11 protein-coding genes are annotated in these 16,939 nt (G+C 54.9%); 8 read left to right on the top strand and 3 right to left on the bottom strand.

The genetic code is table 11. From position 1 onward, the window contains the following. Window positions 1-257 precede the first annotated feature (257 nt). Complete coding sequence (locus BHK98_RS09645) at window positions 258-3,908, bottom strand: InlB B-repeat-containing protein (RefSeq protein ID WP_075713773.1); 3,651 nt, start codon at window positions 3,906-3,908, stop codon at window positions 258-260. A 1,685-nt stretch (window positions 3,909-5,593) separates the two neighbouring features. Here BHK98_RS09645 and BHK98_RS09635 point away from each other — a divergent pair. The 8 genes from BHK98_RS09635 (at window position 5,594) to alr (ending at window position 14,462) form a co-directional block, all read left to right on the top strand. Continuing rightward, window positions 5,594-6,274 carry an anthranilate synthase component II gene (locus BHK98_RS09635; RefSeq protein WP_075713769.1) on the top strand — a complete coding sequence of 227 codons (681 nt, stop codon included), beginning with the start codon at window positions 5,594-5,596 and terminating at the stop codon, window positions 6,272-6,274. Then, entirely contained in the window at window positions 6,271-7,008 is a 738-nt protein-coding gene (locus BHK98_RS09630) for a hypothetical protein (protein ID WP_075713767.1), read from the top strand. Before BHK98_RS09635 ends, BHK98_RS09630 begins: the two co-directional genes overlap by 4 nt. Then, the gene (gene pabB, locus BHK98_RS09625) at window positions 6,915-7,862 is read left to right on the top strand and encodes an aminodeoxychorismate synthase component I (RefSeq protein ID WP_075713765.1); all 948 of its coding nucleotides are present in this window, start codon (window positions 6,915-6,917) and stop codon (window positions 7,860-7,862) included. Before BHK98_RS09630 ends, pabB begins: the two co-directional genes overlap by 94 nt. Continuing rightward, on the top strand, window positions 7,859-8,668 hold the full coding sequence (locus BHK98_RS09620; protein ID WP_075713763.1) for an aminotransferase class IV: 810 nt from the start codon (window positions 7,859-7,861) through the stop codon (window positions 8,666-8,668). The genes pabB and BHK98_RS09620 overlap by 4 nt, the downstream gene beginning before the upstream one ends. 183 nt (window positions 8,669-8,851) lie before the next feature. Further along, window positions 8,852-10,210: an acetyl-CoA hydrolase/transferase family protein gene (locus BHK98_RS09615; protein WP_075713761.1), complete on the top strand. Its 1,359-nt coding sequence runs from the start codon at window positions 8,852-8,854 to the stop codon at window positions 10,208-10,210. A gap of 305 nt (window positions 10,211-10,515) precedes the next feature. Continuing rightward, the gene (purB, locus tag BHK98_RS09605) at window positions 10,516-11,952 is read left to right on the top strand and encodes an adenylosuccinate lyase (protein WP_075713757.1); all 1,437 of its coding nucleotides are present in this window, start codon (window positions 10,516-10,518) and stop codon (window positions 11,950-11,952) included. Window positions 11,953-11,993: 41 nt separating this feature from the next. Further along, window positions 11,994-13,283 carry an adenylosuccinate synthase gene (locus BHK98_RS09600; RefSeq protein WP_075713755.1) on the top strand — a complete coding sequence of 430 codons (1,290 nt, stop codon included), beginning with the start codon at window positions 11,994-11,996 and terminating at the stop codon, window positions 13,281-13,283. Between the two features lie 39 nt (window positions 13,284-13,322). Next, window positions 13,323-14,462: an alanine racemase gene (gene alr / locus BHK98_RS09595; RefSeq protein ID WP_075713753.1), complete on the top strand. Its 1,140-nt coding sequence runs from the start codon at window positions 13,323-13,325 to the stop codon at window positions 14,460-14,462. Between the two features lie 224 nt (window positions 14,463-14,686). Here alr and BHK98_RS09590 read toward each other — a convergent pair whose 3' ends face one another. Further along, window positions 14,687-15,505, bottom strand: a complete 819-nt coding sequence (locus BHK98_RS09590) for a Uma2 family endonuclease (protein WP_075713751.1) — start codon at window positions 15,503-15,505, stop codon at window positions 14,687-14,689. Window positions 15,506-15,629: 124 nt separating this feature from the next. Then, entirely contained in the window at window positions 15,630-16,853 is a 1,224-nt protein-coding gene (locus tag BHK98_RS09585; RefSeq protein WP_075713749.1) for a MalY/PatB family protein, read from the bottom strand. Window positions 16,854-16,939: the final 86 nt, after the last annotated feature.

The following is a 16,939-nucleotide window of genomic DNA, read 5'->3' as shown; positions in this document are numbered from 1 at the left end:
CCCGAAAAGAGTTGACCGGAACTTGAGAATGCCCATAAAGCATATTGGGGAGCGATTTTCCGTCTCCTTAGAAGTACTATGCATGTTCGGGAGCGATTCTGTACCAGACCGGGTGAACGGATATAGGGCGTCCGGAAAGCCGCATAAACGCACACCTGAAGAGCGGCGACACGCAGTTTTCTGCACGCCGCCGCTCATATATGATTTATATCGACTGCCGTTTTCGGTAAATTCGCCGTATCCGCGTCAGTCTCTTATCACTTCACGGTGATGACCACGCTGGCCCGCACGCCGTTGGCCGCCATCACGAAAATTCTGGCCTGCCCCTTCGACACTGCTTTGACCGTTCCGCCTGCGGTAACCTTCACTGCTTTGGAAGTGCTGTACGGGTATTCCGCATCGGTAACCACATACCGGTACTGGGAGGTGTGGCCCTTCCACAGAAGCGCTCTGCCCTTCCGCGCCGCTTTGACGGAAACCTTCAGTTTAGTCGTCTGACCTGTACGCAGCGTCGTCTTTCCGACCCTGACGCTGACAGACTTCGCATTTGTCTTTCTGCCGCTGTCATTACCGGTAATGCTGTGCTGTGCTGCCGACTTCGCGATGCGTTTTCCCTGTGAATCCACAGCGACGACGTAATATTTGTACGCGTCCTTCCCCCGGAGCTTCCGGAATGTTCTGGACGTACCCTTCACAGAAGCGAGTTTTTTGAAATTGTCTTTGCTGCACAAAGTCCCGTACACTTCATAATGATGGGCGCTGACTTTGTTCCAAGTCAGTTTCTGAGCCTTCTTGCCGCCGGCTTTCACCGTCAGCAGCAGAACCGGTCTCTTCCAGGTCGCCTTGAAGGCGAGGTTGCCGGTGGTTCCTGTCGCCACTGTGACGGTTCTGGTATTTCCGGTCAGACCTGTGCCGGTCCAGCCGGTGAACACATAGCCTTCTCTCTCCGGATTCTGCAGTGAGAACGCCGCGGTTTCCACATCGTAGCTGCCGGGGTTCGCAGTCTTCACGCTGCCTCCCGCCAGGTCATAAGTAATCGTATAGGTGATCTTCTTCCAGTGCGCTTTATAGCTGCGGCTGCCGTAGCTGTTCTTCGGCACGGTGACCTTCATATTGTTCTCGCCCTGCAGGCCGGTTCCGCTCCATCCGGTAAACTCGAAGCCTCTGCGGACTGGATTGTTCAGCGTGAACGCTTCGTCGTCATAGGTGTACGTCGCTTTGTTCTCCGCTTCGCCGCCGCCCAGGTCATAGGTAATTGCATAGACAGTCGGCTCGGCGCTGATCGTCACGTTCCCGGACACCTTGCTCAGGGTATAGCTGCCATCCTCATTTTTCTGAATGTCGCAGCCGTCTGCCTTGACGACAAAGGCCTCGTCCAGCGCGTCGTCGGTCAGCTGCACCCGGATGACGCCGGTTCCCTTCTCCTTCTCCAGCCATCCCACGTTCTGGAAATCGGTGAAGCCCTTCTCATAGGTAATCTTCTTCACTCTGGAGCCCGGAACCACCTTATAGAAGTCGGTGACCTCCGCGCCGCTTCTGTTATCTTTGACGGTGCCGCCGAAATTGTTCACTTTTCCGTAGTTTCTGTCCACGGTTCCGGCGTTGAACCGGATTTCTCCGTAGTTGGTCGCCACGGTACCGGTCTCATCGTTAACCTTGAGAACGCCGTAGCTGTAGTCGATGGATCCTTTGTTGGTCTCAACGCCTGCGCGATTGCTGTGAAGAATGCCGGTATTCAGTTCCAGCAGACCTTCGTTGTAATCGAGTTCTCCGCTGTTCTCCTTCAGCAGATTATAATTATAGTTGAGTTTTCCTTTGTTGTTGCCGATGAGACCGTAGTTGTCGGAAATGGACCTGCCTTTGTAAATGCCGATATATCCGTAGTTCTTTCCGACGGTTCCGCCCTCCGTCACCAAGCCGATTTCTCCATAATTCTCGGAGACGTTTCCTCTGTTCTCATCAGTCGCGGTGAAGAAGCCGTCAAATCCTGAAACTCCGTTGATGAAGGTCGTGGTGTTCTCTGCGGTTTTTTTCGTCCAGCGGGCGTAGTAGGTGGTATCCTGTGCCGGGAAGCCATCGCGCGCGCTCAGCACGCCGTCCCAATTTCCGTCTTTATCCTTGATCCACCAGCCGTTGAATATGTAGCCGCTGCGGGTGCTCATCGGGAGCACTCCAATGGTTTCTTTGTATTTCCCTGTGAAGGTGCCGCCGTCTGTGCCGCCGTTGCCGTCCAGTCTGATGGTCACGGTACGGATCTGCCAGCGGGCGTAGTAGGTGGTGTCCTCGGAAGGTCTCGCCGTGTCGCTGTCGATCTTCTCTCCGCTCTTTTCCTCGGTGTACCAGCCTGTGAAATCATATCCGGTTCTGGCGACGTAACTGTCCAGCGCGGGGTCGCTCAGTAAGCTTCCGAAGGCGGTTCCGGCCTTGCTCTTGTCGTATTTCTTCACAACTCCCCTGGAGTCCACATCGAATTTAAATGTTACATTGATCAGGTCGGGGTTAGGTTTCCAGGTGGCTTTATAGCTGCGATTTCCCGTACTGCCCGCCGGAATGGTGACTTCCATCGCGGGAGTGTCCAGTCCGGTCCCGATCCAGCCTGCGAACAGGTAATCGGTGTATTCGCTGTTTTTCTTGTCCTGCGGATTCTTCAGCGTGATCGTGTCCTTCGATGTGTAGGCAATCGGATTGCTGTCACCGTCCGCCAGCACCCCGCCGTCCAGATCGTAGCTGATGGAATATGTGGGAACATCGCTGATGGCAGCATCCCTCTTGACGTTGGAAACTGTATAGGTTCCGTCTCCGTTCTCAGTCAGGTTGCCTCCGGTCATGTACAGCTTGTCCACGCCATCCGCCGGAGTCAGCGTTCCCTTGCCGCCCTGCGGCAGGTACACACTCCCGTCCTTCGCCTCGATGAAATCTCCGCCGACACTCTTCACCAGGCCACTGCCCAGCTCCACCTTGTAGCAGGAGATTGTTTTGTCATAGCGTCCCGGCTTTCCGGAGGTTGTGCCGCCCAAGTCGTAGATGGTGGCGCCGCCGCTGCTACTGTTGTATACAAAAGTTCCGCCCGCAAAGTTATACACCTTCGGGCTGCCGCTCGCCCAGTACTGCTTTACTGTGCCGCTGTAATTGTAAATAACGCCTTCCTCAGCAGATTCAACGGTTCCGCCGTCGTTGTATGTTACGGAGTTCTCTTCTGTGGTTTTGACGGTGCCGGTGTTGTTCTTCACGGTTCCGTAGTTGGTATCCACGGTTCCGCTGCTGTTTTCGATGATTTCGTAGTTACTCTTTACATTCCCGCTGTTGTTTTTAATGACGCTGTAGTTATAGGTCAACCCCCAGGAACTCTTCGTGGAAGCGTAGTTCTCAATCGTTCCGTAGTTATATGTACCGCTGCTCGCAGTCGCGGGGACTGTGCCGATGGTCCCGTAGTTATAGGTAAAGCCTTTGTTCGCCGTGCCGATCTCGCCGTAATTGTAGGTCACGCTCCCGGCGCTGTCGTCCGTCGCCTTTCCGTAAAAATAGGTTGCGGTCTTGGAAGTCGTCTCGCTGATCTCCGTCCAGCGAGCGTAGTAGGTAGTGCTTGATGCGGGTTCACTGTCTCCCACCTTCAGAATGCTGCCCCAGCTCGAGCCGCTTTTGGTCCACCAGCCGTTGAAGACGTATCCGTTCTGCTGTGCGGTGGGCAGCGGCGCCGCCACTTTTTTCTTATCCGTTACCTTTACTGTGCCTCCGCCTGTACCGCCATTTGTATCCAGCACAATAGCGGTGGAGTCCGATAACGCGTGTGCCGGAGTGACATTCAGCATTGCGAAGCACAAAATCACCGCAAGCACAATCACCGCGCTGCAGACCCATTTTCTGCCCCGCCCGTCTGTCATCCGGACGAAATGAAATTTCATACTCATAGATGCCTCTCTCTCAAAATCATAATACACTGTAACTTCACAATAACTTAATGCGTACTCAGCTACCGAATATGCTTGAAATCTCAATAATACAAAGAGCATGTTCGGTAGCCTGCGCACCCTTCCATAGGATGGTGCGCCGCGGCGCTGCTGACAAACTGCCGTCAGCGCTCATTAAGTCCGACGGGGACTTAATGAACAGGCACTAACTTAATAACTCCTGAACTCCTGAAAATGCAGCAGGTTCGGAAGGGACCGGCGACGGCTCCCGACGAACGACGAGGGTCGCAAGGGTTGGCGACGCGCTGCAAGAAACCGGTACTCGAAGCATCGGCGAAGCCAGCCGCTCCGAACGCCTCCGGAAAGGCAAATTCCAAGGAACTCATTCTCCAAGAGTTTGCGGAATTTCAGGTAATACGGTTCCTGAATTGCTATATTTTACCCAAGTCTATACGGTCTATCAATAGTTTCGGAACCAATGACCTTAAATCGAGTACCAAAACGATATTTCTTTTATTTTTGTATCTTTTTTGGATTTCACAAAATGCATCCAGCACACTCTTGACTATAGTCAATATTATCATTCAGATTATAGTCTGTCAATCGATATCCACGGAATGTCTGCGCACATCCACAGAATGCCTGCAAGGTCGAGAAGAGTACAGAAAAATTTCGGTAGTGCATGAAAAGATGCGGTCAAATGGTGGGTGGAGGAATGCTACCAAATAACGAAAGAAGGAACGCCGCCGAATGTCGAAGAACGGCAACGAATAGCGGCTGAAGGAACGCCGCTGAATGTCGAAGAACGGCAACGAATACTGATGAAAACTATAGTCAGGAGATTTTAAGCCCGGCTGGCCGGCTCGGGCCGACGAGTCGCACGGGGATAATGGAACAGATGCGGCGGACGGGATAAATCGGGCAGATGAGAAAGGCGGAACGGGCGGAGATAAAGGGGCAAATCGGACAGACGAGTTAGACGGCACTCAGAGTTGCCACATTTTTGATTTTTTTCGAGAAATGTGGCAGAATTACATGCAATATTATTCCGATTTCAGTATCTACATACATTTACATACCAAAAATCGACTTTTACCGACTTCTACCGACCTTTGTCGACCCTGTCATCGGCTGATCCCCCCTCAGGAAAGACAATTTTTAAACGTACAGTACACTTTTCTGCCACATTTTTGATTTTTTTTGCGTTTTGTGGCAGATTTTCCAACCAATGTCCTTTTAAGCGGCTTTGTAATCGTCAATTTACGATATGACATCCGCGATTGTACTCCGGCTTCGCGGCAGTCCAGTTAAAAGAGCCGCCACCGCATCATTTTTAAACTTCGCACCGTGCTTCGCAACCTTCGCAACATGTTGCACCGCGCTTTGTAAACCCCCGCCTAAAAAACATTAGACAAAACCTGCTCCGCCATGTTATATTAATTGCGATGGTGTGTCCACGAAGCGGAAAACTGCCAGGAAAAGATTCTAACAGAATCTTTCCCTGACAGTTTTCTTATTTTATGCCGCAGCCTTCCGGCATGCGGCGTGCCGGCACGGTCGGCATGAAGGGCAGCGCATTGGCAGGAAATTCAAAACCCCGGGAGCCGGGAGCCCGAAGTCAAGAAGCAGGACGTCTGCCGGAAAACTGAGACCTTAAGAAAATCAGAAAGGAAGTATCTGCTGTTATGTATCTTATGATTGACCACTATGATTCCTTTGTATACAATCTCGTGTGCTACATGCGGGAATGCGGCGCGGAAGTAGAGATAGTCCGGAGCGGCGACGCTGATCTTGTGCAGATAGAAGCACTTGCACGGTCCGGAGCACTGGAGGGCATCGTTATTTCCCCGGGACCGAAGGGGCCGGACGACTGCCCGCTCAGTCAGGAGCTAGTTCGTCGAATGGCCGGCCAGATTCCGATTCTCGGCGTCTGCCTTGGCCACCAGATTATCGGCCGCGTTTTCGGAGCCGCCGTTCAGCGCGGGCAGCGCCCCATGCACGGAAAAATCAGCCTCATCCACAACAGCCGGCAGGGTCTGTTCCGCGGGCTCCCGGCCTTCTATCGGGTGACACGGTACCATTCGCTGGTGGTCAGCGAACAAAATCTGCCGAATGAGCTGGAGGTCGACGCGCGCACCGGAGACGGCGTCATCATGGGATTCCATCACAAGGAATTGCCCATTTTCGGGGTTCAGTTTCATCCGGAGGCTGTGCTGACCGAGTATGGCCACGAGCTGCTCTACAACTTTATTCAGATCAGCAGAGAAATATCCGGCCGAAAAGCCTCCGGAAAATACGCGCAGGCAGCCATCGCAGACAATGCCGGAAAAGCCTCCGGCGCCGAAAAGGAGGAAATCAGATCATGACAACACACGTAGAAAAACTCGACTTTTACCGGCCCGCAGCAGAGATTTTCGAGCGGTATCACCAGGAACCTTTTGCGATTTTCCTGGATTCTTCGACGCCGGTCGCGGGTCGCTGCAGTTCGGCGCAGTTCGCCGGTTTTTCGCAGGCGCCTTCGACGCCGGTCGCGGGTTGCCGCAATTCGGCGCAGTTCGCCGGCTCTTCGCAGGCGCCTTCGACGCCGGTTGCAGGTCGCTGCGGCTCGTCCTCCCGGCAATACGAACGATATTCCGTCATCGCGCTGGAGCCGTACCTGATTCTGACGGAGACAGAAGGGCGCTGCACGGAAAACGGGGCGGCCTGCCCGGAGCCGCTTGAGCAGCGTCTGTCGCGGCGGCTGGAGGAGCACCGCGAAGACAACCCGACGCACCTGCCTCTGATCGCCGGCGCTTTCGGTTATTTCTCTTACGATTTCTGCCGGAAGTTCGAAAACATTTGCAGCCGCCACCCCCGAACGGTACAGGTTCCGGACGCTTTTTTCGCATTTTATGATGTTTTGATTATCGAGGACCGGGAGGAACGCGCGTTGTATCTGACGATGCGCGAGGAAGCGGAGGACTTCGGGGCCAGGCTCACAAAGTATCGGGCAGAACTGCGCGAACCATGTTTTGTTCCTGCTCCCCCGCGCACAAAGGGCTTGCTCCCTTCAGCTCCGCTTTCACAAAGGCTTCCTATAAGGAGGCGATTCGCCGACTGATTGAATACATCAGAGCCGGCGACATCTATATCGCCAACATGACGCAGCAGCTCCGGCTCAGCAGCAGCCGGGAGCCCTATGAAGTATACCGCTACCTCCGCACACACCACCCGACCCCCTTCGGCGGATTCCTGCAGGGCGTGGATTTTCAGGTAGTCTGCGCCTCTCCCGAGCGTTTTGTGCGGATTCGCGGGAGCCGGGTCGAAACACGGCCCATCAAGGGTACCCGGAAACGCGGGAGCACGGAGCAGGAAGACTCCATGCTCCGCGAAGAACTGCGGCACTCAGCCAAAGATCGCAGCGAGCTCCTGATGATCGTAGACCTGGAGCGCAACGACCTGAATCACATCTGCGAAGCCGGCAGCGTACAGGTTCCGGAGCATTTTGTCATCGAAGATTATTCCACTGTCTTTCACCTGGTGAGCACGGTCATCGGAAGGCGGCGGCAGGATATTGATGTTCCGGAGCTTCTTCACAGCCTTTTCCCCGGCGGTTCCATAACCGGAGCACCGAAAATCCGGGCCATGGAAATCATCGATGAGCTGGAACTGGAGCGACGAAATCTGTATACCGGTACACTTGGGTACTTTTCGCTGGACGGGAACTGCGACTTTAACATCATGATCCGGACCGGGATATGCCGCGGGAACCAGTGGCATCTGGGCGTCGGCGGAGGCATCACCTGCGAATCCGACCCGGAGGCGGAGTACGAAGAAACCCTGCAGAAGGCAAAGGCAATGCGGGAGGCTTTGTGGCCGGGCGACGGCGCTCGTGGGCAGGCCGGCGCTCGCGGACTATCCGACGGCCTCGGCGGCGATACCGCCGATGGCTTTGCGCGGGAGGGATCAGAATGATAAAAGAAGACGAAGGATATTTCTTCGGGCTGGGAGCATTTGAAACTATTGCGGTCGAGTACGGAAAGCCCGTCTGGGCAGACCGGCACCTGCGGCGGCTGGCGGAGGCGCTGATCTTTCTGGGAATCGCCCGGACAGGCGGAGAAATCGGCAAAGCCCTGGGAACGGCGCTGGAGGAGCCGCGGCTGCGGCATGGGCGTTATGCGCTGAAGCTTACGATTTCAGAACAAAATATACTGACGACGATTCGGCCGAACCCCTACGACCGGCAGACAGCCGAATCAGCTTTTGTCGCCGCATACTCCTCTGTGCACAGGAACGAAACCTCTCCGCTGGTCTTCCGCAAAACTCTGAACTACGGAGACTGCATCCTCGAAAAAAGACGAGCCGCCGCGCGGGGCGTCGATGAGCCCGTCTTTTTGAACACCCGCGGCGAAATTACAGAGGGCGCGGTGTCCAATGTGTTTTTTGTGCGGGACGGGAGCATCGTCACGCCGCCTGTCTCCTGCGGTCTGCTGCCCGGCATCGCCCGGGAGGTTCTCATGGAGCGGTGCGAAATCCGTGAAGAAATCCTCCGGCCGGAGGACGCCGCCGCATGCGAGGAAATGTTTCTGACCAATTCACTGATGGGGGCCATGCCCGTTCGCAGACTGGGCTCCCACACCTTCTCAGGCACAGAAACCGGAATGCGGCTGGCCAGAGAACTCCGCGAACTGAACAGCGAAACCTTCGGAGCTTCATCCGGCGGCGCGGTCGCGAGCTCATCCGGCGGCTCGGCAGGGGCTCCGTCAATGATGCGCGATTAAGCCGGATATTTTTGAATAAACAGGTTGCTAACCTTCCGCCAATGTAGTACAATTGGATTGTTAGAAAGTTAACAAGCGGCCGGCGGGCCGGAAGGACACGCTGCCGGGGTACGGCGATTTTTGTACAAAGCACGAGCCCGGCGCAGACGGCACGCCGCCACAGAAGAAGAAAGGAAGGCCTGAATGTACAAGGTTTCGACTTTAGCGGAAGAATATAAGAAAAAACTGATCACGGCAGATGAAGCGGCTGCGATGGTGCGCCCCGGTGATCGGATCCACTACGGACTGGGCTGCGGCGCGGTTGTGGACATCGACGAGGCGCTGGCCAAGCGTGCGGACGAGCTTCACGGCGTAGAGGTGATCAGTACCGTATCCATCCGGGAGAAGCCCTTCGCCCTTTACGAGGCGACTTCCTCCAACGATCAGGTGAAATTCGCGTCGGCGCATTTCAGCGGATTCGACCGGCTGATGTCCAAAAACGGACGCTGCTGGTATATCCCCATGCTGTTTTCCGAGCTGCCGAAATACTGGATCAACAATCCGTCGGGCATCGACATCGCCATGTTTCAGGTGGCGCCCATGGACAAGCACGGGAACTTCAACCTGGGTCCCCAGGTCGCGGACATGTGGGGCGTAATCAAGGCCGCCAAGAAGATCATCGTCGAGGTCAACGAAAACATGCCCATCGCGCTGGGGCACCAGACTCAGCTGAACCTGTACGGCATCGACTATGTGGTGGAAGGCTCCAACACGCCTCTGGCCCAGATGCCGGACAAGCCGGGGAGCAAAATCGACCGGATGATCGCCTCCCACGTCGTCGAACGCATCAAGTCCCACAGTACACTGCAGCTGGGAATCGGCGCTCTGCCCTCCACCATCGGAAAGATGCTGGCACAGTCAGACATCCGCAACATCAACGCGCACACAGAGATGTTCGTTGACGCCTACGTGGATCTCTTCGAAGCAGGCAAGCTCACCGGGAACAAAAACGTAGACAAAGGCAAGGCCCTCTATACCTTTGCCGGCGGTACGCAGAGGCTGTACGATTTCATCGACAACAACCCGATCTGCTGCAATGCGCCGGTAAACTATGTAAATAATGTGCACATAATTTCCAGCATTAAGAATTTCGTATCAGTAAACAGCTGCATTCAGGTCGATCTGTACGGACAGGTATGTTCCGAATCCGTAGGGCACCAGCAGATCTCCGGCACCGGCGGACAGCTGGACTTCGTGATGGGCGCCTTCCAGTCGGAAGGCGGCAAAAGTTTCATTTGTACCCCCTCGACGCGGGCACTGCCGGACGGCACCGTGGAATCCCTCATCGCTCCGATGCTGAAGCCGGGCTCCATCGTCACCACGCCGCGTATGGCCACGCATTACATTGTCACCGAATACGGCGCCGCCGACCTGAAGGGCAAGTCCACCTGGGAGCGGGCAGAAGCGCTGATTAACATCGCCCACCCCGATTTCCGCGAGGACCTGATTAAGAACGCGGAGAAAATGGGCATCTGGAAATACACCAGTAAAACATCGTTCTAGAGGCGGCAGCAAAGGTCATGTGAACGGATCGCGAGCCGCAGCAAAGACGGACGCGGACGGGCGCGGGTGTGCCGCGGGCATGAACAAAGGCATTTCCGGGCATTATACAAAGAAAACGGCGATCATGTCAGAGCAGAAATACTCCGGCATGGTCGTTTTCTTATCGCTCAGCTCCGCCGAATCGGTCCGAAGCACTCATTTCATGCCACTTTCCCGCGACTCCATTGCCTAATCGGGGTTGAAAATGCATGGTTCAGATGCTATAATCAAAAATGGATTAAACTGTATGTACAGGAGGAAAATGAATGGCAGATTATACTGGCTATACAAGTCCACTTTCGGAACGGTATCCGAGTGCGGAAATGAAGTACCTTTTTTCGCCGGAGATGAAGTTCCGTACCTGGCGCAGGCTGTGGATCGCTCTGGCGGAGGCGGAGAAGGAGCTGGGCCTGGACATCACCCAGGAACAGATCGACGAACTCATCGCCCACAAGGACGACATCAATTATGATGTTGCCAAAGCAAGGGAGAAGGAAGTACGGCACGACGTCATGTCTCACGTCTACGCATACGGAGTACAGTGCCCTAAGGCGAAGGGAATCATTCACCTCGGCGCGACATCCTGCTACGTCGGCGACAACACTGACCTGATCATCATGACAGAAGCGCTGAAGCTGATCCGCGCCAAGCTGATAAACGCCATCGACCACCTGGCCGATTTTGCGGAAAAATATCGTTCGCAGCCCTGTCTGGCCTATACGCACTATCAGGCCGCCCAGCCCACCACCGTGGGCAAGCGAGCGACACTGTGGCTGAACGACCTGGTTATGGATCTGGGCGATCTGGATTATGTTCTCAGCACCGTCCGGCTGCTGGGTTCCAAGGGAACGACGGGAACACAGGCTTCCTTTCTGGAGCTTTTCGGCGGCGACCACGAGAAATGCAAGGCGCTGGACCAGAAAATCGCGGACAAAATGGGATTCGAGGCGTGCTACCCGGTTTCCGGGCAGACCTACTCCCGGAAGGTGGACAGCCGCGTATTGAACGTGCTGGCCGGCATCGCGCAGTCCGCGCATAAATTCAGTAACGACATCCGTCTGCTGCAGCATATGAAGGAGGTCGAAGAGCCCTTTGAAAAGCATCAGATCGGCTCCTCTGCCATGGCATATAAGCGGAACCCCATGCGCTCAGAGCGCATGGCGTCCCTGGCGAACTACGTGATCAGCGACGCCATGAATCCGCAGCTGACGGCGGCGACCCAGTGGTTTGAACGGACGCTGGACGATTCCGCCAACAAGAGAATCAGCGTTTCCGAGGCGTTCCTCGCCACGGACAGCATTCTCGAGCTGTACATCAACATCTCCGAGGGTCTCGTGGTTTATCCGAAGGTCATCGAGGCGCACCTGACGGCAGAGCTCCCGTTCATGGCGACGGAGAACATTCTGATGGACGCCGTCAAGGCCGGCGGCGACCGGCAGGAGCTCCACGAACGCATTCGCGAGCTCTCGATGGAGGCCGGAAAAACAGTCAAGGAGGAGGGAAAGCCCAACGATCTTCTGGATCGCATCGCGGCCGATCCCGCCTTCCACATAAGCAAAGAGGCTTTACAGAAGGTTATGAAGCCAGAGAATTACATTGGAAGGTCTGCGGAGCAGACACTCGAGTTTCTTGACGGGGTCATAAAGCCTGTTCTGTCCGCCAACAGAGACGTACTGGGCGTCGAGGCGGAAATCAATGTATAGCATCCTCATTTCTGAGGATCTTTGACAGGAGGAAACGTTTTATGGTCAAAGCAATCGTAGGAGCAAACTGGGGTGACGAAGGCAAGGGCAAAATCACCGATGTCCTGGCACAGGAGGCGGATATAGTCGTCCGGTTCCAGGGCGGCGCCAACGCCGGTCACACGATCAAGAACAAATATGGAAAATTCTCTCTTCACATGATGCCGTCCGGCGTCTTCAACGAGAACACCACCTGCGTTCTCGGAAACGGCGTCGCGCTGGATATCGATAAATTCGTCAATGAAGTGAAGGACATCGTCTCGAAGGGCGTTCCGCAGCCGGACATTCTGGTTTCCGACCGGGCGCACGTTGTCATGCCCTATCACATCCTGCAGGACGGGTACGAGGAAGAGCGTCTGGCCGGTCACGCATACGGCTCCACCAAGTCCGGAATCGCACCTTGCTATTCCGACAAATACGCCAAGATCGGCTTTCAGGTCAACGAGCTCTTCATGCCTGAGGAACCGCTGAAAGAGCGGGTGAACAACGTGTGCACCATCAAGAATGCCCTGTTCACCAGCCTCTATCACAAGCCTGCTCTGGTTCCGGAGGAGGTGTACGAGAAGATTTTGGATCTGCGGGAGAAGATCCGTCCCTATGTGGGGAGCGCCGCCGCATTCCTGAATCAGGCTATCCGCGACAACAAAACAATTCTCCTGGAAGGCCAGCTCGGAACCATGAAGGACATCGACCACGGAATCTATCCGATGGTCACCTCTTCAAACCCCATCGCCGGCTACGGCGGCGCGGGAGCCGGCATTCCGCCTTATGAGATCCGTCAGATTGTCGCTGTCACAAAAGCCTATTCCTCCAGCGTCGGCGGCGGAGACTTTGTGACTGAAATCTTCGGCGAAGAAGCCGAGGAGCTGCGCAGACGCGGCGGAGACGGCGGTGAATACGGTGCGACCACAGGCCGCCCGCGGAGAGTCGGCTGGTATGACTGCGTCGCCTCCCGGTACGGCTGTATGATTCAGGGCGCCACCGACGTTGCCCTGACGGTCGTGGATCCCCTCGGCTATCTGGACGAGATCCCGCTCTGCATCGGCTACGAGATCGACGGAAGGAAAATTCAGGATTTCCCGCACGTCACCGACCTCGGACAATGCAAGCCTATCTATAAAATGATGAAGGGCTGGAAGTCTGACATCACAGGCATCCGGACCTTTGAAGAACTGCCGGCGGAATGCCGGGAGTACGTGAATGAAATCGAGCGTCAGCTCGGCTTCCCGATTACCATGGTCTCCAATGGCCCGGCCCGCGAAGACATCATTCTCCGCAAGCCGCTGATCTAGTCTCAATTATTATTTGTTATACGAAAGAAGGTACAGCATATGTATAAAGAAGCAATCAGACCCGCATGGGCCGAAATCAATCTGAGTAACTTCGACTACAATGTAAAGCAGATTCGCGCCAAGATGGGAAACGACAGAGAATTTATCGGGGTCATCAAGGCGGACGCTTACGGTCATGGCGCCATTCAGTGTGCTGAGGTTCTTCGCGAAAACGGTGTCAAAACCTTCGCTATCGCAACTCTTCAGGAGGCAATCACGCTGAGAGAGGCCGGAGCCACAGAGCGCATCATCTGTCTGGGCCTGACGCCGGATATGTATGTCGATATTCTGGCGCAGTACGACATCATCCCTGTCGTGGATGATTCCAGAAACGCCCGCGCCATCAGCGACGCGGCAGCCGCGCGGGGCAAGACCATCGACTGCCTGATTGCCGTCGATACCGGTATGGGCCGCATCGGTTATCTGGCAGACGACCTCAACTATGCCATCGAGGACATCCGTCGCATCGCGGTGCTCCCGAACATCCGCATCCTGGGAATGTTCTCCCATATGGCTACGGCAGACGCCTTCGACAAAACCTTCTCCCATGAGCAGGAGGCAAGGTACAACCGGTTCTACGACGCCGTAACACAGGCAGGAATTCCCCTTCCTTTCCGGACGCTGGCAAACAGCGCTTCCATCATGGAGCTTCCGACGGTTCTGTTCGACGGATGCCGCCCGGGAATCATTCTGTACGGCCAGTACCCCTCCCACGAGGTGGACAAGAACCAGCTGAGTCTCAAACCCGTCATGCAGGTAAAGGCCAATATCGTTCATCTGAAGTATGTCCCGCCGGGCTTCTCCTGCGGATACGGGCGGAAATTCATCGCGAACCGTCCTTCCGCCATCGCGACAGTCGGTCTGGGGTATGCTGACGGCTACCCGCGTCCTTACTCGGCTAAGGCCAGAGTCATCGTCAACGGACAGATCTGCAACGTTGCCGGCAACATCTGTATGGACCAGTTCATGGTTGACGTTACCGATGTTCCGGGCGTCAAGGTAGGCGACGAGGTTATCGTCATGGGAACCGACGGCGTCAACACCATCTCCGCAGACGATATCGCAGACGCGACGGGAACCATCAACTACGAGATCACCTGTGCGTTCGGTCAGAGACTGCCCAAGGTGTTCGTGAAATAGCCCTCATTTGAAAGCATTTTCCGGCCTGCAGCCGGTTAACGGGAGCTGCGGAGCACGGCGGGCCTATATGGTTTGTCGGCGCTCCGCAGTTTTTTTGATGCCTCCCTTGCGGAATCATACAGCCGAATGAGCATAATCAGACGAATCACTCACCGGCCGACCGGCGGACAAAGGCCGGCTGACTGCGCCGTGGGGCGCGCATCACAGTAACTCACGGGCAGAAGTTATTCAGAAGGGAAGAAACGGTCCTTTTTCTCCTTTATTCGATGAAAATCAACGCAAAGCTCTCCTCCCGAAATCATCACGGGAACCGAATCGTCAAAGGTGTAGTAACGCGGAAAATCCTCTCCGCTGAAATCATACACGATAACACGTTCCTCACACGGGTCGGCTATCCAGTATTCTCTGACGCCGGCATTCATATATTTATTCAGTTTAATCACCATGTCCCTTCGGCGACTCCCGGGAGAAACGACCTCCATGACGAAATCCGGTGCTCCGCAGATCCTCCCGCCTGCGTTTTTCCGCGGGTCGCAGAGTATAATCAGATCCGGCTGTACAACCGTCTGTTTCCTCATTTCCCGTTCATCCGTCTGTTCATCACCGTCGAGCTGCACATCAATCGGTGAAAGAATCGGAAGACAGTTTCCGTCATGCTCCATGAACACATTGAATATCTGATTAAAAACCGCTCCTGTAACGAACTGATGAACTGTTGACGGCGCCGTCATATCGTAAATCACTCCATCAATAAGCTCGACCCGACGTTCATCCGGCATATTATAATAATCCTCTAATGTATAGTTTCCCTGTTTCCCTTCTGCCCCGGCGTCATATGCAAAAGGACTCTCCCGGAGCAAAGCGGAACCGGCCGATGTCAGCGCGTGTTCCAGCTTCATCAGTGTTTCCCGGCGCGGGGCTTTGGTTGTTCCGCCCAGCACCTTCTGAACAGTACCCAGCGGAACACCCGAAAGCTCCGCAAGCATTTCATTCGTATAACCCTTCTCGCGTTTCAGCGCCTTCAGTTCCTGAATCTTTAACATCTTTGTTCCTTTCTTCCTTTGTTCCTCTTACCATTTCTTTCCATAAGAATACCACGGTTGATTCCATTTGTCAACCGTGGTATTCCATTTTAATTCCATTTCGTTGTCTTTTGTGCCCCGCAGCCTATCTGCGCTTTATTGCGCCGACCATGCGCTGTACACCGGCAGCGACAATACTCCGGGGCATTGCGAGATTCAGTCGGACGAAGCCTTCTGCGCTGCCTACAAACAACCGGTCTCCGCCTTCCAGCAGGATGCCGGCATTTTCCGCGAAGAACAGCGGCAGGTTCGTACCGTCGAAACCGCCCTGAACGTTCCGGAAACAGGGACGAAGATCCACCCAGTCAAGATAAGTTGACTCGGGGATTCCGCAGACCGCCTCCGGAAGTTCACTGTTAAAATATTCCTTTACAAACCGGAAGTTCTCGTCCAGATATTCCTTCAGCTGGCGGAGCCACTCGCCTCCCTCTTCATACGCCGCCTTATGTGCGGCAAGTGACAGCGGATTGAGGTTCCCGGCAAGCTTGTTTCTGGAACGGAATTTCCGGCGCTCTCGGTCATCCCGGATAATCGCGTTGGCAAACAGCATCCCCGCCATATTGAAGGTTTTACTGGCAGACATGCAGGTAATCAGTCTCGGATAATCCGGCATGATTTTCCCCAGCGGAATGTGCGTAATCCCGGTGCGGACGAGGTCGCAGTGAATCTCGTCAGAAATCACCCATAAATCATTGGAAACAATAATATCAGCCAGACGTCGCAACTCATCCTCATTCCAGACTCGCCCCGTCGGATTATGGGGATTGCAGAAAATCAGCACCTTCACCGCCGGATCCGCCGCTTTGCGGGCCAGATCTCTGTAGTCAATGGAATAATACCCGTCTTCATTGTGAAGCGCAGACACAACCAGCTCTGTTTGGTTGTAGTCGGCGGCGTGAGCGAAAAAACCGTAGGACGGGGTCAGGGTCAGGACTTTGTCCCCCGGCTCGGTCAGATCCTCGATGGCCTGATAAAGCGCGGGGATCACGCCTCCCGTAATCACGAGCTGCTCCCGGGGGAAGTCCCATCCATAGCGGTCGCGGCACCAGGCGGACAAAGCATCGCTGTAATCGTCCGTGGTAAGTCCGGTGTACCCGAGAATCCGCCTGTCCAGCCGGTTCCGAATCGCGTCGAGGATCGGTGGCGCCGTTGCGAATTCCATATCCGCCACCCACATGCGAACGAACTCGTCATCCTCATAAGGGAATTTTCTGTCCTTATCTGCGCCGAAAATGTAGCTCCGCCATCCGTCGGTGTTCAGCGCATTTGTGTTGCTCCGATCGATAATCTCATCAAAATTGTATTTCATTTCCTACCTCCATCCCCTATAATATACCATGACAAAGGAAACAGAAAGACATATCTCATAAAAAAATCCACCGTCTGTACATCGAC

It is taken from the genome of Hornefia porci (assembly GCF_001940235.1).
Lineage (GTDB): Bacteria > Bacillota > Clostridia > Peptostreptococcales > Anaerovoracaceae > Aminicella > Aminicella porci.
The sequence above is the reverse complement of the archived record's forward strand: the minus strand, read 5'-3'. Positions and strand labels throughout refer to the sequence as shown.